The sequence below is a fragment of the Paenibacillus sp. J2L1-98 genome, from assembly GCF_056269405.1.
Map to the genome: position 1 here is coordinate 1 of NZ_JBWDNW010000009.1, position 21,851 is coordinate 21,851.

The 21,851-nt window shown below is 46.9% G+C and carries 20 protein-coding genes and 2 riboswitches; of the genes, 7 read left to right on the forward strand and 13 right to left on the reverse strand.

All coding sequences use genetic code 11. The annotated features are described in order from the left end of the window. Positions 1-428 precede the first annotated feature (428 nt). Genes gcvPB through gcvT form a run of 3 tightly spaced genes read right to left on the reverse strand, consistent with a single transcriptional unit; the run spans position 429 to position 4,341 of the window. Positions 429-1,886 carry an aminomethyl-transferring glycine dehydrogenase subunit GcvPB gene (gcvPB, locus tag AC0YNZ_RS17260; protein WP_475827970.1) on the reverse strand — a complete coding sequence of 486 codons (1,458 nt, stop codon included), beginning with the start codon at positions 1,884-1,886 and terminating at the stop codon, positions 429-431. After that, the gene (gene gcvPA, locus AC0YNZ_RS17265; protein ID WP_475827797.1) at positions 1,883-3,235 is read right to left on the reverse strand and encodes an aminomethyl-transferring glycine dehydrogenase subunit GcvPA; all 1,353 of its coding nucleotides are present in this window, start codon (positions 3,233-3,235) and stop codon (positions 1,883-1,885) included. The genes gcvPB and gcvPA overlap by 4 nt, the downstream gene beginning before the upstream one ends. After that, positions 3,232-4,341 (reverse strand): glycine cleavage system aminomethyltransferase GcvT, encoded by a 1,110-nt coding sequence (gene gcvT / locus AC0YNZ_RS17270; protein WP_475827798.1) that lies wholly within the window; start codon positions 4,339-4,341, stop codon positions 3,232-3,234. The genes gcvPA and gcvT overlap by 4 nt, the downstream gene beginning before the upstream one ends. An 89-nt stretch (positions 4,342-4,430) precedes the next feature. After that, a riboswitch (glycine riboswitch) is annotated at positions 4,431-4,538 on the reverse strand. Between the two features lie 3 nt (positions 4,539-4,541). Beyond that, positions 4,542-4,639, reverse strand: a riboswitch (glycine riboswitch). A 353-nt stretch (positions 4,640-4,992) separates the two neighbouring features. Between gcvT and gcvH the strand changes: the two genes are divergently transcribed. After that, complete coding sequence (gene gcvH / locus AC0YNZ_RS17275; RefSeq protein WP_475827799.1) at positions 4,993-5,382, forward strand: glycine cleavage system protein GcvH; 390 nt, start codon at positions 4,993-4,995, stop codon at positions 5,380-5,382. A 92-nt stretch (positions 5,383-5,474) separates the two neighbouring features. On the opposite strand, the gene AC0YNZ_RS17280 is transcribed toward gcvH, so the two are convergent. From AC0YNZ_RS17280 to AC0YNZ_RS17305, 6 genes are all read right to left on the reverse strand, one after another. Further along, positions 5,475-6,347 (reverse strand): tetratricopeptide repeat protein, encoded by an 873-nt coding sequence (locus AC0YNZ_RS17280; protein WP_475827800.1) that lies wholly within the window; start codon positions 6,345-6,347, stop codon positions 5,475-5,477. 27 nt (positions 6,348-6,374) lie between these two features. Beyond that, complete coding sequence (locus AC0YNZ_RS17285; protein ID WP_475827801.1) at positions 6,375-7,340, reverse strand: ATP-binding protein; 966 nt, start codon at positions 7,338-7,340, stop codon at positions 6,375-6,377. 247 nt (positions 7,341-7,587) lie between these two features. Then, positions 7,588-9,993 carry a beta-propeller domain-containing protein gene (locus AC0YNZ_RS17290; RefSeq protein ID WP_475827802.1) on the reverse strand — a complete coding sequence of 802 codons (2,406 nt, stop codon included), beginning with the start codon at positions 9,991-9,993 and terminating at the stop codon, positions 7,588-7,590. A gap of 22 nt (positions 9,994-10,015) precedes the next feature. Next, entirely contained in the window at positions 10,016-10,480 is a 465-nt protein-coding gene (locus tag AC0YNZ_RS17295; RefSeq protein ID WP_475827803.1) for a hypothetical protein, read from the reverse strand. Positions 10,481-10,598: 118 nt separating this feature from the next. Further along, positions 10,599-11,351, reverse strand: a complete 753-nt coding sequence (locus tag AC0YNZ_RS17300) for a DNA-binding response regulator (RefSeq protein ID WP_475827804.1) — start codon at positions 11,349-11,351, stop codon at positions 10,599-10,601. Between the two features lie 179 nt (positions 11,352-11,530). Continuing rightward, positions 11,531-12,565 (reverse strand): SepM family pheromone-processing serine protease, encoded by a 1,035-nt coding sequence (locus tag AC0YNZ_RS17305; RefSeq protein ID WP_475827805.1) that lies wholly within the window; start codon positions 12,563-12,565, stop codon positions 11,531-11,533. A gap of 182 nt (positions 12,566-12,747) precedes the next feature. Between AC0YNZ_RS17305 and mutT the strand changes: the two genes are divergently transcribed. Both mutT and AC0YNZ_RS17315 read left to right on the forward strand, forming a co-directional pair. Further along, positions 12,748-13,134, forward strand: coding sequence for an 8-oxo-dGTP diphosphatase MutT (gene mutT / locus AC0YNZ_RS17310; RefSeq protein ID WP_475827806.1), 387 nt, complete (start codon positions 12,748-12,750; stop codon positions 13,132-13,134). Between the two features lie 99 nt (positions 13,135-13,233). Beyond that, positions 13,234-13,482, forward strand: a complete 249-nt coding sequence (locus AC0YNZ_RS17315; protein ID WP_475827807.1) for a hypothetical protein — start codon at positions 13,234-13,236, stop codon at positions 13,480-13,482. A 6-nt stretch (positions 13,483-13,488) separates the two neighbouring features. Here AC0YNZ_RS17315 and AC0YNZ_RS17320 read toward each other — a convergent pair whose 3' ends face one another. Continuing rightward, the gene (locus AC0YNZ_RS17320) at positions 13,489-13,674 is read right to left on the reverse strand and encodes a hypothetical protein (protein WP_475827808.1); all 186 of its coding nucleotides are present in this window, start codon (positions 13,672-13,674) and stop codon (positions 13,489-13,491) included. A 289-nt stretch (positions 13,675-13,963) separates the two neighbouring features. On the opposite strand from AC0YNZ_RS17320, the gene AC0YNZ_RS17325 reads away from it, so the two are divergent. Continuing rightward, positions 13,964-15,865, forward strand: a complete 1,902-nt coding sequence (locus tag AC0YNZ_RS17325; protein ID WP_475827809.1) for an ATP-binding protein — start codon at positions 13,964-13,966, stop codon at positions 15,863-15,865. Positions 15,866-15,912: 47 nt separating this feature from the next. On the opposite strand, the gene AC0YNZ_RS17330 is transcribed toward AC0YNZ_RS17325, so the two are convergent. Continuing rightward, positions 15,913-16,155, reverse strand: a complete 243-nt coding sequence (locus tag AC0YNZ_RS17330; RefSeq protein WP_475827810.1) for an NHLP leader peptide family RiPP precursor — start codon at positions 16,153-16,155, stop codon at positions 15,913-15,915. Positions 16,156-16,498: 343 nt separating this feature from the next. On the opposite strand from AC0YNZ_RS17330, the gene AC0YNZ_RS17335 reads away from it, so the two are divergent. After that, positions 16,499-18,400 (forward strand): ATP-binding protein, encoded by a 1,902-nt coding sequence (locus AC0YNZ_RS17335; RefSeq protein ID WP_475827811.1) that lies wholly within the window; start codon positions 16,499-16,501, stop codon positions 18,398-18,400. A 43-nt stretch (positions 18,401-18,443) separates the two neighbouring features. Here the strand turns inward: AC0YNZ_RS17335 and AC0YNZ_RS17340 are convergent, their stop codons facing one another. Both AC0YNZ_RS17340 and AC0YNZ_RS17345 read right to left on the reverse strand, forming a co-directional pair. Next, complete coding sequence (locus tag AC0YNZ_RS17340; RefSeq protein ID WP_475827812.1) at positions 18,444-18,689, reverse strand: NHLP leader peptide family RiPP precursor; 246 nt, start codon at positions 18,687-18,689, stop codon at positions 18,444-18,446. Positions 18,690-18,789: 100 nt separating this feature from the next. Beyond that, on the reverse strand, positions 18,790-19,734 hold the full coding sequence (locus tag AC0YNZ_RS17345; RefSeq protein ID WP_475827813.1) for a hypothetical protein: 945 nt from the start codon (positions 19,732-19,734) through the stop codon (positions 18,790-18,792). A 369-nt stretch (positions 19,735-20,103) separates the two neighbouring features. On the opposite strand from AC0YNZ_RS17345, the gene AC0YNZ_RS17350 reads away from it, so the two are divergent. Beyond that, positions 20,104-20,673: a hypothetical protein gene (locus AC0YNZ_RS17350; RefSeq protein ID WP_475827814.1), complete on the forward strand. Its 570-nt coding sequence runs from the start codon at positions 20,104-20,106 to the stop codon at positions 20,671-20,673. Positions 20,674-20,755: 82 nt separating this feature from the next. After that, positions 20,756-21,838: a Gfo/Idh/MocA family oxidoreductase gene (locus AC0YNZ_RS17355; RefSeq protein ID WP_475827815.1), complete on the forward strand. Its 1,083-nt coding sequence runs from the start codon at positions 20,756-20,758 to the stop codon at positions 21,836-21,838. Positions 21,839-21,851 lie beyond the last annotated feature (13 nt).

Here is a 21,851-nt window from a genome sequence, read left to right on the forward strand (position 1 = left end):
TTTTAGCTCTATTTATGCTGTTATGGTTAGTTTGGGGGAAATAGAGCTATTTTCTAGATCTATTTTTCTTCGTCGGCGTGATTGTGGCCCGTTTGAGGGTACGCGAGTGCACCATAGATCTAGTTTTTAGCTCTATTTATGCTGTTATGGTTAGTTTGGGGGAAATAGAGCTATTTTCTAGATCTATTTTTCTTCGTCGGCGTGATTGTGGCCCGTTTGAGGGTACGCGAGTGCATCATAGAGCTAGTTTTTAGCTCTATTTATGCTGTTTTGGTTAGTTTGGGGGAAATAGAGCTATTTTCTAGCTCTATTTCCAAAGCGGTTCCGCAGGCTACCTGCAGCACTGTCATTTACTGTTGAATTTTACAATCGGCTTGGTGAGCAGCTTACGCTCCAATCGAGCTTAAAGGTGCAGCTATAGTCCGGGCTCAGCCGCAGGTGCAGTTCAGCACCGGCTTACGCGCGGCGCTCGTCTCGTCGAGCCGTTTCACGACGGTCGTGTACGGCGCATTGATGACGAGCTCTGGATTGTTCTCCGCTTCCTGCGCGATTTGGATCATCGCATCGATGAAGCTGTCGAGTGTTTCCTTGCTTTCTGTCTCGGTCGGTTCGATCATGATGCATTCCTCGACGTTAAGCGGGAAGTAGATTGTCGGCGGATGATAGCCAAAGTCGAGCAGCCGCTTGGCGACATCCAGCGTGCGGACGCCGTACTGCTTCAGCTTCCTGCCGGACAGAACAAATTCATGCTTGCAGATGCCCGGATACGCGACCTCATAGTATGGGGCAAGCCGGTGCATCATGTAGTTGGCGTTCAGCACTGCGAGCTCGGATACCCGGCGCAGTCCATCAGGGCCATAGGTGCGGATATACGTGTAAGCGCGGACCAGTATGCCGAAGTTGCCGTAAAAGGCTTTGACGCGGCCGATCGATTGCGGCCGGTCGAAGTCAAAGTAGAAAGTGCCGTCTTCGCGTTTTCCGACAACCGGCTTCGGCAGAAACGGGATGAGCCGGCTCTTCACGCCGACCGGACCTGCCCCGGGACCGCCGCCGCCGTGCGGCGTGCTCATCGTCTTGTGCAAATTCAAATGCACAACGTCAAAGCCCATGTCGCCTGGGCGGGTAATACCCATGATCGCGTTGGAGTTGGCTCCGTCGTAGTAGAGGAGGCCGCCGGCCTCATGAACGATTTCGGCGATTTCCACGATTTTTTCCTCGAACAGGCCGAGCGTGCTCGGGTTCGTCAGCATCAATGCGGCGGTATCGCTGCCTACCGCAGCGCGCAGCGCATCCAGATCAACCATGCCGCTCCCGTCCGATTTGATGGTAATAGTGTCGAATCCGGCAACCGTCGCACTGGCCGGATTCGTTCCGTGAGAGGAATCCGGTACGATCACTTTCTTACGGACCTCGCCCCGGCTTTCATGGTAAGCGCGTATGAGCATTAGACCGGTCCATTCGCCGTGGGCGCCGGCGGCGGGCTGCAGTGTCACCTGGTCCATCCCTGTGAGCGAGGCAATGTCGTTTTGCAGCGTGTACAGCAATTCCAATGCCCCTTGAATGCTTTCTTCAGGCTGATACGGATGGATTTTGGCGAAGCCGGCAAACCGGGCGACGTCCTCGTTTATTTTCGGATTATATTTCATCGTGCAGGAGCCCAGCGGGTAAAAGCCGTTATCGATACCGAAGTTGCGGCGCGATAATTCCGTGTAATGGCGGATGACGTCGACTTCGTACACCTCCGGCAGCTCCGCAGGCTTGCTGCGAAGCAGTTCCGCAGGAATGAGAGCTTCCGCTTCAAGCTCGGGAACGTCGCATTCCGGCAGGGAGTAGGCAATACGCCCGGGTTTGCTTAATTCAAAGATCAACGCCTTCTCGGGTTTCATAGGCATGCCTCCAGTAGACTTACGAATCGGTCAATTTCATCCTTCGTTCTTCGTTCGGTTACGGCAATAAGCATGTGGCCCTTCAACTCGGGATATGCCTCTCCAAGATCGTAGCCTCCGATAAAGCCGGCCTTCAGCAGCTTGGAGTTAACGGCTTTCAAATCCGCGGCTTCAGGCAGCCGCACGACAAATTCATTAAAGAATGGCGAGGCGAAGGCGAGAGTGAAGGAGGCGCTTGCCGCTGCTTGATTCGCCGCATAATGTGACTTGCGCAAATTAAGCAAAGCCGCCTCCTGCATGCCGGCTTTGCCTAAAGTCGACATGTAGACGGAAGCGCACAGCGCCAGCAAAGCTTGGTTGGAGCAAATGTTCGATGTCGCTTTCTCGCGGCGAATATGCTGCTCGCGTGCTTGCAGCGTCAGTACGAAGCCGCGCCTGCCCTCCTGATCGACCGTTTGTCCGACGATCCGGCCCGGAATACGGCGCATGAGCGGCTCCGATACGGCGAAAAATCCGCAGGTCGGTCCGCCCAGCGAAGCGGGAATGCCGAGCGGCTGCGCATCGCCGACAACGACGTCGGCGCCAAGCCCGCCCGGCGATTCCAGCAGTCCGAGCGACATTGGATTTGTACTCAGCACGAGCAAGCCCTTCTTCACGTGTATGAGCGGCTCAACCGCCCGGATGTTCTCCACGCAGCCGAAAAAATTCGGCGTTTGAATCAGCACAGCCGCCGTTTCCTCCGTAATGGCTGCCTCCAGTGCGGCGAGGTCCGTAACGCCGTCTTTATAGCCGATTTCGATCACATCGAGATTTAAGCCATGCGCGGAGGTAATCAAAATTTCGCGCGCTTCCGGATGAACGGTGCGGGAGACGATAATCTGCTTCCGCTTGGTCGCCCCGGCTGCAAGCGCGGCTGCTTCCGCCAAGGCGGTGGCGCCGTCATACATGCTTGCGTTCGCAACTCTCATGCCGGTCAGCTCGCAAATATAAGACTGGAATTCGAATATCGCCTGCAGCTCGCCTTGGCTGATTTCAGGTTGGTAGGGCGTATAAGCGGTATAAAACTCAGAGCGTGAAATGATGTGATTAAGGACGACGGGGATATGATGATCGTACAGGCCCGCTCCCAAAAAGCTGGGATAGCGGTCGGAATCGGCGTTCCGGTCCGCCAACTCTCTCATATGCCTGAGCAGCTCGGGCTCGCCGAGGCGACTGGACATCGGCATCACGCCGGAATAGCGAACAGCTGCCGGAATATCGGTGAACAGCTCTTCAATCGATTCGGCGCCGATTACGGCCAGCATATCGGCTTGATCCTGCTCCGTCACCGGTAAATAACGATGCTTCATGATAGGCCCGCTCCCTTTTTGTAAAATGGCGTCTTCACAATTTTTGCTTTAAGCCGGTTGCCGCGTATTTCTACCCAAACCTCGGTATCCGGGCCCGTATAGGCGATATCGATGAGGGCTAGTCCGAGATTGCGCTTTAACGTCGGCGATTGCGTGCCTGTCGTCACTTCACCGATCAAGGCGCCGTCAGCGTAGACGGGATAATGCGGGCGGGGAATGCCGCGGTCGATTACCTCAAGACCGACCAGCTTGCGCTTCAGCCCTTCGCTCTTCTGCGTGGAAAGCGCTTCGCGTCCGAGGAAGTCGCCTTTATCCAGCTTGACGAAATAGCCAAGGCCCGCTTCCAGCGGCGATATATCTTTGGACAATTCTTGGCCGTACAAAGGGAGCTTGGCTTCGAAACGAAGCGTGTCGCGGGAGCCAAGGCCGGCCGGAATGAGTCCTAATGGCTCGCCTGCAGCGAGCAGCCCTCTCCAAATGACCTCAGCGTCACTGGAAGCGCAGTAGATTTCAAAGCCGTCCTCGCCGGTGTAGCCTGTACGGGAGACGATGGCGGGAACACCGTTTACTGTCGCCTTGTAAATAAAGTGGAACGATGGCAGCGACAGGATTGCGGCATCTGTCACCTTTGCTAAAATCGCGGCTGCTTCGGGGCCTTGAAGCGCTAGAAGCGCCGTCTCGTCCGACCGGTTTTCCAGAACGACATCGCCGATCAGGTGATCCTGCAGCCACTGCAGGTCTTTATCGATATTAGAGGCATTGACAACGAGCATGTATTGATCCGCCGAGAGCTTGTAGACGAGCAGGTCATCGACAACTCCGCCATCCTCGTAGCACATTAACGTATACTGCGCTTGGCCGATGGAAAGCCGGGAAACATCGTTGGTCGTCATACGCTGCAGGAACGTCTCCGCGTATTGTCCGGTTACGAGAAACTCGCCCATATGGGAAACGTCAAATAGTCCGGCGTGCAGGCGAACGGCATGATGCTCCTTTTGAATGCCGTAAAATTGCACCGGAAGCTCCCAGCCGCCGAAGTCGATACAACGCAAGGAAGGGAAGTCCGAGTATAACGGGTAGAGCGGTGTGCGCTTCAATGAACTCATCCTCATCACCCCTTATGGATATTAAAAAGGACAGGCAAAAGGAATCGATATGCGGGCAGAGTGAACCCCGCCGCATAAATATCCTCCTGCTCTGTCCTTTGTACCTGAGAGTTACCTCAACACATGCTGCAATCAATCATGTAATAAGTGTGTGAGTTTCCCCTTTGGTGATCCCATGCCTGGGATTCTCTCCAGAGATGCGTCCGGTAAAGGTCCTTTTGCCTGAGAGATTCACCCGTAAGGGTTTACTCCTTCGGCGTTACCTGTAATGCCTGGTAATCTCTCCCGCTACCATCATCCGCGTATTCAGTTTTTGTTTTACCTATTCTTAATTTCATTATAAACGCCTTAAGCGTAAGGGTGTCAATCATTATTTCGTGAAAATAATATTTTATTGTGAGGTATATTGACATAAATGTGCGGATTGTTTTATGCTCTGGGGGAAGAAAGCAATCGGATAAATGTATGACGATGGATGGGACAGCCCCCAGCTGCCAAGGACAAAGAAAAGACGGATACCTTTTCTCTGTCCTTTTCTCATTTTCAGGAGGTGGTAAGCATAGAGTTTGTTACGGATAGACGCTGAAATGTACGCCGCGAGTCCTTTACGCTATTTCTATGCGAATAAATCAAATGAAAAGAGGCGTTGCAATGAGTGAAATCAGAGAGCAGCTGGTATATAGCGACGAGCATGAATGGGTATTGAGAGTGGAGGGGCAAACCGTACGAATCGGCATTACCGATTATGCGCAAAGCCAGCTGGGCGATATTGTATTCGTTGAATTTCCCGAGGCGGGGACGGTAGTAACAGCGGGCGACAGCGTAGGGACAATCGAATCGGTAAAGACGGTATCCGAGTTGTACTGCCCGGTAACGGGAAAGGTTACGAAGGTGAATGGGCTGCTCGTCGACCAGCCGGAACTTGTAAATGAAGAACCGTACGAAGGCGGCTGGATTATCGAGCTTGAGGCGGACGGAAGTTTGGAGGAAGCGTTCAGCAAGCTGCTAACGGCTGATGCTTACCGGGCTCTTATCGATTAATATTTCGAAAGCAGGAAGAGTATGAAGCCTTTTCATAGATCTCTTGTGATGAAGCGGATAGGTTTAGAAAGAAGAAGGTGCGCGGAGTCCGCTCACCTTCTTCGCGTCCAGCCGAATATTTTGACATGCACAAGCAGTTTGGTTACCCAATGTGTAATGTAGTAGAGCACGATGAATAGGATTACGAGAGGTTTAAACAAAATCCATAGTACAATCCAGCTGATGATAATTTGCCATGGCTTCATTTTTTTCATGAGGTTGCTGGGCATAAGCATAATACGGTAGAGCTTATAGTTTTTCTGAAGGCCTTCGAGAAACTCCTGACGAATTTGCTTGTCATCAGGGTCCAGCCTTATGGCGTTCTTGAGCATGAGCAAATAGTCGTCGTAGTCATTACGTCTCTCCGCTGACCAAGCGAGGTACAAATAAACCAGATCTGACTCCACTTCAAGCCGCAAAGCCTTGTTTGCTAACATTTTGGATTCGGAGAAATTCCGCAGCAGCGCTTCGTTGTAGCTTAAATTTGCCAAATACAATGCATTTTCAGGAGAAATTTCAAGTCCCTTCAGCAATAGATCCCTTGCTTCATCGTACCTTCTTGTTTTATTTAATATATTGGCGTGCAAGAAGAAATAATGCGGCTCATAGGGATCGACACGCTGCCCTTCCTTAATTGCTTCCATAGCAGCCTTCCAGTTTTCCATCGTGTAATAGGTATTGGCCCGTACAAACCAGGCTAGCTCATTTTCCGGGTCGCGCCGAAGCGATTCCTCTGACCAATGTAGTGCTTTATCAAGGCTATCCATATGTAGACAAACATGCGCGAGCAGCGCATAAGCGTACGGATCCTCCGGTGTATCCCGAATGAGCGCCATAGCCTCGTTAGTGGCGTCTGTGTATCTCCGCCAATTCATGAGCTGCTCTATTCTCTCGTAACTTTGACGGCTAGTTTCTTCTTCTATCATGAATAAGGCTACCCCGCTCTTAATGAATTATTTCAAACCGCTTTGCTTCATATAATCCAGAACGATTTGATAGTCTTGGTTGACATCGCTGAACGTTGCATAGTTTTTGGCTGTGGCAAACCAGTCAAGCGTCGTCGCTTTCCGCTGCTTGGACGCTTTCTTCAAATCATCCTGCGAGATCGGCTGAATTTCACCGGTTTCAAGCGTTCTCTCCAGCGCACCTTCTACGGCATCCTTCACGATCTGCTCTAAATCCGCGCCTGAAAAATGCTTTGTTTCTTTAGAAATCCTGCTCAAATCGAGCGAAGAAAGAGGCTTCCCGGCAAGCTTCAGCTTTAAAATGGTTTCGCGTTCCTTCTCTTCCGGCGGCGGGACAAAGATCATATGGTTAAACCGGCCGGGCCTGCGCAGTGCCGAGTCGAGATACCAAGGCGTGTTCGTTGCGCCGATGACAAATACTTGATCATTAAACGTCCGGAGTCCGTCAAGCTCCATCAGAAGCTGATTGACGAGGATGCGGTCATGGTGCTGACGCATCTGATTGCGGCTGCCGCCCATCGCGTCGAGCTCGTCAATAAAGATGACACAAGGCTTGTTCTCGCGGGCCTTCTCAAAAATATCATGCAAATTGTTCTCGCTTTGCCCTACGTACATGCCAAGGATAGCCTGCAGCTCGATATGCATAAAGTTCGCATCAATTTCGCCGGCTACTGCTCTGGCAAGAAAGGTTTTGCCACAGCCGGGAGGCCCATACAGCAGCAGGCTTCCGCCCGCTTCCCTGCCGTAAGCGGCAAACAGCTCAGGCTGCTTCAGCGGCAAAATAAAGTTCATGCGAATTTTTTTCTTTACGTCCTCGAGTCCGCCGACATCGGCAAACGTCTCATCCGGTTTCTCGGATTCTACTAAGTCTTTACCGTTCGCATCAAAATGCAGCACCTTCAGCTTATTGCGCCGGCGGTCTGCAAGCTCATCGCGGTCGTTATGATCCGACATGGTCATCATCCTTCTACATACAATTTTGCTAATAGTGTAACAAATTTCGGTAGTTTATTGGGTGATTTTGTATGAAAACATGAAATATTAGAGCAAATAATGTAGAACAGGGGGTGCAGGGAGGATGTAACGGAACAGCAAAAGAAGCAGAAGAAGCAAAAGATGCAAAAGCAGCAAAAGCAGCAAAAGCAAAAGACCGCCATAAATCTATCTGCCTAGGATAGATTCGGGCGGTCTTATGATTGATTTATTGTACCGCAATCGGCATTGGCATCACCTGCGGGCCATCCGGATACACAGTGCTCTCTTTAGACTTTGCAGGATAGGTGAGCGAGCCGCTTGCCTTTAAGCTCGTCAGATCATTAGCTTTCAGCATGTGATCCGACAGCGTATAAAGCGTATTTCCCGCATAGAGGATGCGCCTTACGGCTTTATTGTAATCAAAGCCGTACTGCCCGCTCTTCGCGAGATCGTCCGCCGACAGATGCGTAATGCGGCCGCGCAGGGTGAAGCCCTTCTTCAGATCAATGCCATATACATAGGCGCCTTGATAAGTGAACTCGCCGTAAGCGGGAGAGTCAGAGGGCTTCAGCTTTTCTTTGTTTTTTATGGTCAGCAGCTCAACCGGGAATGCCAGCAGCCCTTTTTCCTTGGAGAAGAGCAGCGCCTTATGATCCTGCAGCAGTTCGGAATTCGTACCGCGATCACCAATCACCTCTTTAAACTTCTCTTTCGGATGACTAACGTCCGAGACGTCGAACAGGGCGATCTTCATCCCTTGGTAAAAGGCTGTCGTTGCATCGGCGCCCATTCCCTTATTCGGGAGCTCGATAGTTTCCTTGCCGAAGCCGATGATATGGTTCTCGTCATAAGGATGCAAATAGTCGCTGTAGCCGGGAATTTTCAGCTGTCCGAGAACAACGGGCTTAACGGGATTAGCAAGATTAATCGCAAACAACGGATCTACGTTGCGGAAGGTAACCATATAAGCGCGGCTGCCCATGAAGCGGACGGAATAAATGCGCTCACCAGGAGCAAGCCCTTCCAGCTTGCCGACAGTATTCAGTTTCTCATCCAGCACATAGAGGTTATTCGTAGAGCCTGCTTCGCCGTTTGCCCACATATCGCCCTTCGTCAAAGCGATACGGAAGTAGCCCTCATACTCATCCATCGAGAATTGGTTCAAAATCGTACCGGGAACCGTGCCTTCGCCGATATAGACGATGCGTCCCTGATCAAGGCGGAATTTATGAATCTGCGTCTTCTGCTGACCGTCAGCCTCATATTTGGCGATCGCTACGTACAAATGCTTTTCAGAGGCGTAAATCGTCTGGCCTGACCCGAGATAAGCTGATACTTGCAACGGCTGATCAGCAGCATCAAGATCGATCGCGCCGACGAGCATCATATTCGTATCGGGCGATTCGGGGAAATAACGAATAGAAGCAAGCGGCAGCGATTTTTGTTCGCTGGATACCGCCGAATCACGGTACACCGGCTCGAACGAGAGAGCAAGCGGCTGTTCGCTTGCAGCGCCTCCTTCATTTTTACTCATGTCATAGAGCTGGTATGAATAATTGTATTTATTCGTCACGATATACAAGGAGCTGCCGATTTTGCGCGAGGAGCTGTAGCTGCCCTCCTGCTCGGTTTCGCGCACGAGCTTCGGCTTACCCGCCTCATTCAGCTCGTAAATAAACGTCTTCACCGCTGTACGTGTCGGAACAAACAACCTTTTTTCGGCTATTATCCCGGAGGGAGTATCGTCTCCGCCAGTCACGGCGTCATATGGCAGACTGATTTGATGCTGGCCAATGACCACTAAACGCTTGTCATCAACATAAATTTCCTGTGGCGCAAAGCCGTCCTCAGGCGCATATTCAACCGTTGCCGCGAGCTTTGGTTTCGCTGGATTGGCGATATCCGTGATGAGAATGCGCAAGCCGCTAAGTTGATAAATGAAGCGCCCGTCTGTTTTGGCCCAATCGGCTTCATCTACCCCTCCAACCTGTACATTCGTTTGCGAATAGTCACCCTCGTTTTTTGATTCGGCAGAGGTGGGAGCAGCTGATTGGGCGCTGTCTGCTATGCTTTTCTCCTCTACAACTCCATCGAAGTTATTATATTGCCTATTCTGATTGCTAATCGCTTTCACAAGCTGAAGCAGCTTTTCCTCGGAACCGATAGTCGGCAGTTCGAGCGGATCGTCTATTGTAACGGTTCGCTGGGCGGCATCCCATGCTACGACTGCGCCCAGAGCCTCAGAAATCGCGCGAAGCGGCACCATCGTAACGTCGCGATGAAGACGGGCGGGTGCTTCTAATCGAATGCGCTTGCCGTTTGCGGTCATTTCGGCTGAACCGATCGTGAGCGAAGCGGTGCGGTCATCATGCATCAGCGTAATCATTTGCTTGTCGCCCGGCCCTGATTGATAGGTTACCTCTGCCCCCAGCGCTTCCGAAATTTCCCGCAAAGGAACAACCGTTTTGCCATTCTCGATAAAAGCCGGGGTTGATAAAGTCAGCTCCGTTCCCCGCACGACAATGTGAATATCCGGCTGTGCGGCAGCCTCGTTCTTGAATGGTCCCCCGGCAGCGGAAGTTAATAGCAGCATTACAGCCAGCAGCAAAGCAGTAAACGCTTTTCTTCGCATCCATAGCCCCTCCATTTCATCCTTAAGTTTTTTGGTTTCGAACAAGTCCGGTTACCCTCATAAACGAGCGGATTGCTGTAATGGTTGCGTGAAACGGAAGCTTTTTGCGAAAAAATATTACTCGTGCGGCAAGCTCAGCCGCATAACCCGCCAATCCGCCAATCCGCCAACCCGCCAACCTCAAAAGGACAGCTTTCTCAATAATAGATCTAGAAATTAGATCTAATTCTTCGAAACTAACCAAAATGACATAAATAGATCTAAAAACTAGATCTAATACGGCGCACACCACACCAATTCGCCTCAAAAGTACAGCTTTCTCAATAATAGATCTAGAAACTAGATCTAATTCTTCGAAACTAACCAAAATGGCATAAATAGATCTAAAAACTAGATCTAATACGCCGCATATACCAACCTGCCTCAAAAGCGCAGCTTTCTCAATAATTGATCCAGAAACTAGACTTAATTCTTCGAAACTAACCAAAATGACATAAATAGCTCAAAAACTAGATCTAGAAACTAGATCTAGAAACTAGATCAAATATGCTGCTTCCCTCACCAATCGCCCCTTAAATAGCGGCATTCAGTTATGAGTGTTTGGTTTAAAAATGTAATTGAGTAACTTTGGACGTTAAGCGATAGGTGCGAATACGTTTCCCTCCGGATGCTTGTTCAACTAATCCTAGCTGGAACAGCTGCTTTAAATATTTAAGCGCAGTACAGTGACTAACTCCAAGCATCTTCTCGACATCCTTCGGACTGAATGCTGTTACGCTCTCACGGCGCTGTGCCCAACGCAGAAGCTCCCGCGCGGACGAGGGCAATTGCAGATGAAGCGCGTCTGCACGTCCGAGCCCGTATAATTTGCCCAGCAGCTGCTGAATATACTGCTGACATTGTCTTGGTCTTTCCCGGAGATCGTCATAGGAAAAGCGCACTACAATCCAATTGTCCAGGACTAGCTGGTTTTGCCGAAAGCGATCATCCGAAAATTTCCGCCGTGAAGCATTTTTTTGATGCGGCCCAAAACCATCTATTTCAATGGAGATTCGAAAGGGATGGCGAATATAAGCAAAGTCGAGAAACCGGCTGCCATCGCGATAATCATTCACCTCATACTCCGGATGCAAATGTTCAAAGCTGCCTAGCACCTGCCACCAGATATCGATTGCAAAAAGTTGTTCGCCATGATCGTCACGCTCTACAAGCCGTCGTCTTCGCTCACTTGTAGGCTCACGCAGCTCCCTATGCTTTAGTATCCACTCCCTGTAGGCTCGTTCAGCAGTACTCAATTTACCAGCTACCCCCACATCCACGCCAACCAACGCCATCCGATCCACCATCCGATCCGCCATCAGACATCGCGCTCCCATCTTCTGTAAATAAAAAAACACCGCTCACTTCGAACGAATGTCCGAAGAACGAGCGGTGTGCTTCACCTCATACCATTGTAGTTGTGCTGCGAGCAGATGTCATCAGCCCAAACTAACCTTTTACGATGGATCGGCTTTAATATCAACGCGAGCAACTGTCTCTACGCTCCAAGCCTCTCCAAATAATTCACGGCTTCAGCAAGCGTATGAACGGGAACGATCGTAACTTTATAGCCTCTTTTGCGGGCCTCGTCAAAAATATCCTTTTCATTGCTGTCAGAAGCCTTCACATCCGCCGGACAAAAAAATATGTCTACACCAGCAAGCTCGGCAGCAATGATTTTGTCGCGTATGCCGCCGATTTGTCCAACATTGCCGCCCGCGTCGATCGTTCCGGTGCCCGCAATTAACTTGCCATGCGTCAGTTCGCCTTCAGTCAGCTGATCCAATATTTCCAGGGAAAACATGAGCCCTGCGGATGGTCCGCCAATTTCCGATTCCGTATAGGTCACTCTGACCGGCGGATTGATCGTATATTGATCCTCGCTTACAATTCCGATCCGCGGCACAGCTGCATCATCTCCATAAAGCTCAATAGAAAGAGTGAGTCTTTCCTTACCGCGCAGCACGGCCAGCTCCAGCTTATCGCCAATCTTTTTGTTTTTTACGATTACGCTGGCCAGCTCGTTAATTCGCGTCACCGGCTTGCCCTCTGCCTCAACAATTACATCTCCCGGAAAAAGCACTCCAGCTGCCTTGGATTCCGCATAAAGCGCCTGTACGAAAACGCCGGTATACGTCATAGGAACGGGCTTTCCCGCCGCTTCGAGCGATGCGGCGACCGCGTTATTTTGCGAGCTTTTCATCATATGTTCGAGCAGGATTCCGTACTCGGCATCGGTTAGCGTGCCGCGCACCTTTTCGGATTTCCGAATTTCAGTGTCTTTGGCAAACAAGCCGTAAAGCAAGGTTAACGCATTATTTGCTTTTATAGACAGCACGGTTGTAAGGTTGAAGCTGCCTTTCTCGGAGGCATGTCCGTTTTCAACATTTACAAAGTCCGCAAGCTTCTCAATCGTACCAGGCTGATAAATGTAATAGGGCAAGGGGATCAAGGTGAGCACCGCTAAAATAAGGATCAAAGAGAGCAGCGAAATTAGTCTTTTTTTATTGCTGGCATTCGTTTTTCTCGTCATGAAACAAGTCCTCTTTCTGTTTGGGTCGGTTTAGTATAAGATCATTTTAACAGAAGATGGTGATTTGTGAGTAAGAATTTGGAAGGATATGATGATGCAGGGCCAGAATCCTTTGTCAAAATAGCAAGTCGCCGCTGCCGCTAAATGGGTTACTACGTGCATCGTATAGGAGCTGAGCATCATTGATTCGAGTTGCTGCTGCAATTATTGAAAACGAGCAGGGATTATTGCTAATAGCAAGGCGTAAACCGGAGAAGTCACAGGGCGGGCTTTGGGAATTTCCCGGCGGGAAGCTGGAGGAAGGCGAGTCGCCCGAGGCCTGTCTGCGAAGAGAGCTAATGGAAGAGATGGGCATCGAGATCGCTGTACAGAAGCGCTTTGGCGTGAATGAACACAATTATGGCGCGATCCGTATTGAATTGACAGCTTATGAAGCTAAGCTTGTTGCAGGAGAAATTAAATTGATTGATCATGATGAGTATCGGTGGGTTCGAAAAGAGCGGTTAGCCGATTATTCATTCGCACCGGCGGATATTAAGTTTGTTGCTATGCTCATGCAAGGCCAATAAGAGTAACAAGAAGCTGTCCCATGAGGTCGATGACCTGGGGCGGCTTTTTTTATTCCTTAAAATCCATTTGCATGCTGCATATCTACTAAAATATTTCTAATGATCATCGGCATCCTGCTGACTCCCTTATCGCTGGCAAGCTTCGTCTCGAGCGGTGTGACGAGGCGTCATTTCATAGGTGGCGTCAGTATTGTCATTTCAGCATACGCCGCTATTTCAGCACTCATTATGACACTCGGTTACCCGATTGAACAGCTTATTTACGATATGAACGGTTGGCCGCAAGAGCTGCAAAACCCGCATCTGTTTACTTCCTCCTCCCAGCCTGGCTGGATCTTTTTCGAATAGTTCTGCTTATTCTTTGCTTACTTTGGCAGCGGATGGCTCATCGGTTCCGGATTTTATCGCTTTCATTGGGGGGGCGGCATCCTGCTCACGCTGACGGCACTTCTGCCGGCAATGGTGATGGAAGCTGTGTGATCCTCCGATTGGATCGGCAAGCTGCTGCAGACGGCACTTGAGGTTGAACGCGCCCCGCACGCAGTAGTTGTACTGCTTGCGATTATCGTTACGGCACTCGCGGTGGCATCGAACTTCCTAATGATTCGTCATGTGGCCATTAAGAAAAAGACGTTTTAATAGCAAAAGATGGCTGCTCCCCAAGGTCGCGATGATCTTAGGAGCAGCTTTATTTTTTTGGTGCTGCTATCTCATCGTCATATCATTAATTTTTTTTGTAAGCAGGTAATTTCTAGAAGGAGCCGTATCGAAGATTGTCGAAATATAGTAACGTAGAATGATTTGTATTTTTGACATTTTGAGGTGCCCTATGAAAGCTATACCTAAATTCGTAATCGTCCTTGTCTTATCGTTATTTATTGCCATTCCATTTCTAGCCGCGCCTTCCTATGCGTTTACGGATACGCCGACTACCGCGATTACAAAGTGGGAAATGAAGTGGGAGGAGGATTCTAACAATACGGTTCAAAATGTTATTTCCAACGATAAGCCTGATGAGTGGTATTCCTTCTCCTATGAAGACAAATTGCCTGTAAAACCGGCTAATATTCATTCGGCATGGCTCAGATTTCAGCTTCCTGAATTTGATTTAGCAAGGCCGGCGTTGTTAATAAGCAAGCTTACCGCCAAAGACGTCACGATATTTATTGACAATAAACTCGTTTATGAGTCTCATCGGAATTATCCGTATAATAAGAACGAGATTTTACTCTCATTAAGTCCAAATGAATCCAAACAAATGGTATATATTCTTTTGCATACGGATTCCGACTGGCTAGGCTTGAAGAAGCAGATTATTGTAGGTGAAAACCAGATTCTCAGTAAAGACTATCTGAAGAAAGATATACTTGATGTCGTTATTGGGGCGTCGCTTGTATTTGTTTCGCTCGCTATGTTTTTATGCTTCATTTTTTTGAATAAATCTTATTTGGTTGGTTTGAGTTCTCTTTGTGTCGTCATTTTTTCAATCGGACTGATGATTCTCACTCTAACCCCTTATTTACATACCGTTTATAAGGAATATGGACAGGTCATTTACTATCTGTTCGATGTCGGTTCAAATCTATTGATGCCTTCTATTTTTTTCTTTTTTGAGAAAATATTCGGAAGAGGTCCTTTTGGACTTGTTTCCCGATTTAGAAAGCTCCAAGTCGTTATTTCGACGGTGTCTATTTTATGGCTGTTGGCTACTTTTACTTCAGATAAAATCGGAAATCTATACACAACGGCTACAATCTTTACTTTCGGCGGATCGGTCATTATCGGCAATAGCCTACTCATTATTTTTCTTATTAAATATTGCTTGCAAAAAAATAAAGATGCGATTATTTTAACGACAGGATTTGGTATTTTTGCTGTAATTGGTGTCTCAGAAGTGGTTTGGTATTTTATTCAAGATATGAATTACGATCTGTTTTTTTGGAAATGGGGCATTCTTAGTTTTGTGGCATCGCTAATCATCATACTAGCAAGAAGAATATTGCAAAACTACGAGCAGGTTGTGAAATATTCCAAGCAGCTTGAGGTTTTTAATAATGAGCTTCAACGATCTGAGAAAATGGAGATCATCAGCCAATTGGCTGCTTCGGTAGCTCACGAGGTACGCAATCCCTTACAGGTTACAAGAGGTTTTCTCCAACTCCTTCGTGAGAAAACGACGAGCGATAAGGATGAAAGCTTCATGGTGCTGGCGATAGATGAATTAGACCGGGCATCGGAAATAATTACAGACTTTTTAACGTTCGCTAAACCCCAGCTTGAGCAGACGACAATTCTGAATGTTGCGGAGGAGATTCAGAAGATTGAAGGAATACTTGCTCCGTTAGCGATTATGCAAGGCGGAGTTATTAAGGTTGATGTAGCATCCAATTTATATGTACGCGGAAATTCATCTAAACTAAAGCAAGCACTTATAAATATTATCAAGAACAGTATCGAAGCGTTAAATAAAGAAGGGATTATCCATATTCGAGCTTACATGGATGACTCCGATCATGTAGTCATTTGTATAAGAGACAATGGTGAAGGTATGCACGAGGCAGATATAAAAAGACTGGGTGAGCCGTATTATTCCAAGAAAACGAAAGGAACCGGTTTAGGATTAATGGTGACATTCCGAATTATTGAGGTGATGCAGGGTAGAGTTAAGTTTATTAGTAACAAAGGGGTAGGTACGGAGGCAATCATTCATATCCCTTCAGTAAATAAATAGCGCTGGCTGCTCTTGGGTGAGTTGACCAGCGCTTGTTTTTTGTCATTTTATTGCCATGCGGCTCCCTCTGAATTGTTTGCGCTCGTAACCTCTTGAGGGCTCTGTGGAAGGACTAAATAATATTTATTGGCTGATTCTTCTAGTACTTCTACTTCGATTGTATCCGGTACATCAATGCCAAAAGCGTCTTTCACTGCTGCTTTAGGGTCTGCGATAAGCTTTTTCTTGAATTCGGCATCTTCCCATGCTTTTTGAATGATTTGTTCTTGTAACGTTTGCTCTGCGGTCACATTAATCACCCTTCCGAATATGTATAAGTTTACCATAATAAGTGTAACAGGTTTATTCGACAATATCTATATTAAATTCGTATATTCGACAAAAGATAGATTCTATAGCACCTTTCAAAATTATTTAAAATATGAAAGGCGGTTTTATATACCCGCTATTTCTGTCTTTGAATTAAGTCTAATGTCCTGATTTATACTCAATCTTATTATAACTAGTGCGTGAAACTTTGCTTTTGACAAATTTTTTTGAAAATAGGGAAATGTTAGAAGGAGCTAAATCGAAGATTGTCGAAATGTAGTAATGTGGAAGGATTTGCATTTTTGATAATTTGAGGTGTTCCTTATGAAACCGTTATGTAAATTCGCGATAGTCTTTGTCCTCTTTCTATTCATGTCCATTCCATTTGCTGCGTCCATCTATGCGTTATCTGATGCACCGACTACCGCTATTACAGAATGGGAGATGATGTGGGAGGAGGATCCTGACAGTTCGGTTCAGGATGTTTTGTCTAGCAAAGAGAGTGAATGGATCAAGATCGAATATGGGAATAAGTATCCACGAGTGCCGGATGGTATTCAGGCTGCTTGGATAAGATTTGATTTACCGGAGCTGACTTGGTCAGTTCCTGTTTTGTTAATAAATAAGTTATATGCTAAGAATGTGAAAATCTATATAAATGAGCAGAATGTGTTTGAATCTAATCGTGAATATGCTTTTGATCAAAATCATTTTTTACTGCCTTTAGATTCAAGAAATTCTCATACAACAGTGTACATGAAGGTAGACACCTTTACAGACCGCATAGGATTACAGGACCAACTGATAGTTGGAGAATATCAAGTTGTTGCCAAAGATTATATGAAGAGAGATTTGGCTGATGTCATTTTAAGCGCATCGCTCATTTTTATATCAATTTCGATGCTCGTTAGTATGCTTTTTCTCAATAAAACGTTTATTAAAGGCTGGAGTTCATTGGGTACGGTTATTTTATCCATTGGATTAATGATTCTTACTTATTCACCGTTTCTTTATACTAATTTTAGTCAATATGGTCGGATTAGTTATTATTTGTTTGATATTTCTTCCACTCTGTTAATGCCATCACTGTACTTCTTTATTGAAAAAATATTTGGGCGGGGTCCGTACGGTTTAATTACACGTTTTAGAAAAATCCAAGTTGTTTTTGCGATTACTTGCATAGTATGGCTATTCATCAGTTTTAAATGGGAAAGCTTATACGAGCTGTATACATATGTTGCAATATTTTCATTTGGAGTTTCAGTTATAATTGGCAATGGATTATTTATTAGCTCTCTTATTGTGTTTTGTCGAAAAGGTTACAAAGATGCTATTATCATGTCTACTGGACTGATTGTTTTTGCTGCAATAGGCGCAGGAGAAGTTTTATGGTATTTTGCAAGCGGTGGCTTGCATCTAATGTTTTATTGGAAGTTTGGTATACTTGGTTTTTTAACGTCTCTAATTGTTATATTAGTAAGACGTATCTCTCAAAACTACGACCAAGTCGTAAAATATTCTAAGCAGCTAGAAGTGTTCAATAACGAACTTCATCGTTCCGAGAAAATGGATGTGGTCAGTCAACTTGCCGCGTCAGTTGCTCATGAGGTACGTAATCCGTTGCAGGTAACGCGCGGCTTTCTTCAGCTTCTAAGTGCGAGAACAAGTAACGATAAAGATAAGAGTTATATGATACTTGCCATTAATGAGCTTGATCGCGCTTCTGAGATTATTACCGATTTTTTGACTTTTGCTAAACCGCAACTAGAGAATACGACATTGCTGAATATAAAAGAAGAATTACATCAGATCGAAGGTATCATTGTGCCATTGGCGACGATGCAAGGTGGGATAATTAATGTGAAATCTGGTGCTGATTTGTATGTGCGTGGTAACTCATCTAAATTAAAACAAGCACTAATAAATATAATCAAAAATAGTATTGAAGCTCTGGGTGAAGAAGGAGTAATAGATATCCATGCTTATGAGAACCAGGCAGAAAATCAGGTACTGATCCAAGTAAAGGATAATGGTGAAGGGATGAGTGAAGCGGATATAATGAGGTTGGGTGAGCCTTATTATTCTAAGAAGACTAAAGGGACCGGTCTAGGGCTCATGGTCACTTTTCGTATTATTGAAGTAATGCAAGGGAAAATTATGTTCAAAAGTACGAAGGGCGTAGGCACTGAAGTGATCATCTGCTTTCCGGCATCTATAGAGAAATAGCGTTTATGTCTCAAGGCATAAAACGCTATTTTTTTGTATTAAATTATAACCATTTAGGTACATCTACTTGGTTCTCATCTTCAATCTCAGCAGGATTTTGCGGAAGCACCAAATAATATTTATTAGCCGATTCTTCTACTACCTCTACATCGAATGAATCCGGTACATCAACGCCAAAGGCTTCTTTAACGGCTGCTTTCGGATTGGCGAGAAGCTGTTTCTTGAATTCGGCATCTTCCCAAGCTTTTTGAATGATTTGTTCTTTCAACGATTGTTCTGTGGACACCATGTTCACCCTCTCGAATATGTATAAGATTACCATACCCAGTTTATCATGGTCTTTCGACAAATTCTATATAAAATTACAAATATTCGACAATTAACAGAAACTATTCTACCTTCTTTGTTTCATAAGCAGACAAAAAGTACTCAAACCCGCCCTTAAGCAGCTGCTTCCTATTTGTATCTATCATCTCGGCAGCCTGGTTCAAATGATCTAGAAGAAAGGCGTGAAAGTCTAGTATTTCACCAGTGCTAATATCCATAGCTAGCAGCCTCTCATGGTTATCAAAAGCATATTGCACATATTGCGTCATGCATCCTCTAATATAAATAGCATTTTCTGCGTCTTTCTCAGTCAAAGGCTCACCCGAGGCTCGTCCCGCAGCAATCATCGCCAGTAGGCCGTTATAGCTGCCTTCCGCCAAATCTTCCTTCCAGTCCGCGTAGTCGTCAGCCATCTGAAGCGTCATCAGTACGAGATCGATGGCATGCTCAAGCTTATCTATTAATTCATCGCCTCCGGTTAGCAGCAGCGCGCCTGTGCTGGCGATTTTGACGGGACCGGCTTTTCCTGCTGTACGGATAGGTTCATTTACAAAGTAATCGTCGCGGTCCTCATTCATTACGCTATCGGCCCATGTTGTCACATAACGGTGATAATAACTCCAAAATGGCGAATCTGACGGGAATAACTCGCGAAACACGCTGAACATTTCAAGCAGAAGCAGATTGCCCAGTGCGAGCTGATCCTTCCATGTCGATGAAGGCGCGTTGTCCATTACATCATCCTGAATAAAAAAATAGAGCATTCCATATACATTAGCTAATGCCAGACGTTCACACTGCGAATCGCTTATCCCGGACAGTTCTTTCATCCAAAAAGGGAGCAGGCTGCAAATATAGTCTTTGCCGCTTTCATGCTTCACCGGGTTGAATTTGTCTGCATAGGCAAGACCAACGCTATTCAGCGGCCAGGGAAAAGCCGCAATGCGGACTTCGGCCTCCGTGTAAACTTGCTCCAACTGCTTTTTATAACGGTCATACCATTCCATTTCTCTGCCTCCGCCATCATCAGAAAGGATTAAATTACAATACTAAATTGCTTTTTGGAGCATATAAATAGTATACAAACGCTGTGAATCTTTTCCTACTATATCATTTTTCAAACATGAAAATCTTAACATTTTTTTGAGCATTAGGTAAAAAGGGCGAACTACTTATTGAGTAAACAGAAGAAATCCAGTAAAATGAAGTCAGATTACAATATTGAAAAGTTTGGTAGTCTCATCTTTGTCACACTATACTTACAAACTGGACTAAGGTCGGGGATAAACCTATTACCTGAGCAGGTTTAGAATTTAGTTCTCCTGCATTAAAGTTAATACCTAGATGAAAGTTCTTTAATGTGGAGGTAGTACGGCATGAATAGAGATGCAGAAATTTATGTGCTCTTGACGAATACGGGGACTCTATTTTCGAAGACAATAAGATGGTATACGAAGAATATGTTAAATCATGCATCGATAGCTTTTGACAGCGATCTGAATGAGGTATACAGCTTTGGCAGAAAGAATCCGAGCAATCCATTTTTTGCGGGGTTTGTTAAGGAGGACGTGCGCGGCGAGTTTTTCGAGCATTCGACTTGCGCGCTGTACAGATGCACGATCGACCACAGCGCCTATGTAAACATCAGGAATCAGATTCATCATATGGAGAAAAACCGGGATCAATACAAATACAATCTGCTTGGCATGCTTGGTATTATGCTTAATATTGAGATGAAACGGGAATATGCTTACTTTTGCTCACAGTTTGTAGCTTCGGTGTTTGAGCAAAGCGGCGTGAATTTAGTCGATAAGCCGTCGTTGTTCGTAACTCCTGCCGATTTGGAAAAAACAGCATTGCTCGAGTTAGTATACCACGGCAGGCTGCAAGCCTATACAGGCTGCCAAGAGGAAATTAAAGCGACAGGTACATTCCGGACAGCTTAAAGAAGATCTCTCATGGAGAGGTCTTTTTCTTTTTTAAAGAAGCAGTTAGCTCGTATATTACATCTGGGAGGCTGGTTATAACATGTCCATCATCAGTTTTGGTATTGTCGGCGGAGGCTGGCGCGCGGAGTTTTACATACGAATCGCGAAAGCGCTGCCGGAGCGGTTTCACATTCATGCGATGCTCGTTCGGGACGAGGAGAAAGGGCGGGCCATTGAGGCAAAATGGGGCATTCGGACCGTTCGCAATCTGCAGCAATTTACGGCGGAGGCAGCGAACTTAAGCTTTGCAGTCGTATCGGTGCCGCGAACGGCAGCGCCGGATGTGATACGCGAATTAACCGAACGGCGTATTCCCGTTCTTGCGGAGACGCCGCCAGCAGCCGATCTGGCTGCGCTTACCGCGCTCTGCGAATCATTGCCCAAGGACGCTAAAGTACAGGTGGCAGAGCAGTATTTGTATCAGCCGATGCATGCGTCCCGTATTCAAGTTGCCCGCTCAGGCAAGCTGGGAGAGGTGAATCATGCACAGGTTTCGGCCGCTCATGATTATCACGGCATAAGCTTAATTAGACAGCTGCTTGGCGTCGGCTTCGAGGAGGCTGTCATTAGCGGTGAGCAGTTTGAATCAACGATTATGCAGGGTCCAAGCAGACAAGGGGATCCGCTTGAAGAACGAATGGTCCAGTCGGTGCAGCGGATCGCAACGCTTCGTTTTGGCGACAAGCTTGCCGTATATGATTTTACGGGCGATCAGTATTTCTCCTGGATTCGGCGCAGCCGGATACTTGTCAGAGGCACGAGGGGCGAGCTTATGAATTCAGAATTGAACTATTTGAAGGACTATAGAACGCCTGTTTATACGGAGCTTCGCAGAGTGGATACGGGTCATCACGGCAATTTGGAGGGCTACTATCATCGCGGCGTTACCGCGGACGGGGAATGGCTGTACCGCAATCCTGTCGCTCCGGCAAGACTCAGCGATGATGAAATCGCGATAGCTTCATGCTTGCTGCGCATGGGCGAGTACGCCACTGGAAGCGGAGCCTCTTTCTATAGCTTGGCCGAGGCTGCACAGGATCATTATTTGTCGCTCATAATGGGACAAGCGATCGCGTCAGGCCAGTCGCTAAAGACGGAAAAACAAATTTGGATGAAGCCATAAATATAGAGTCATA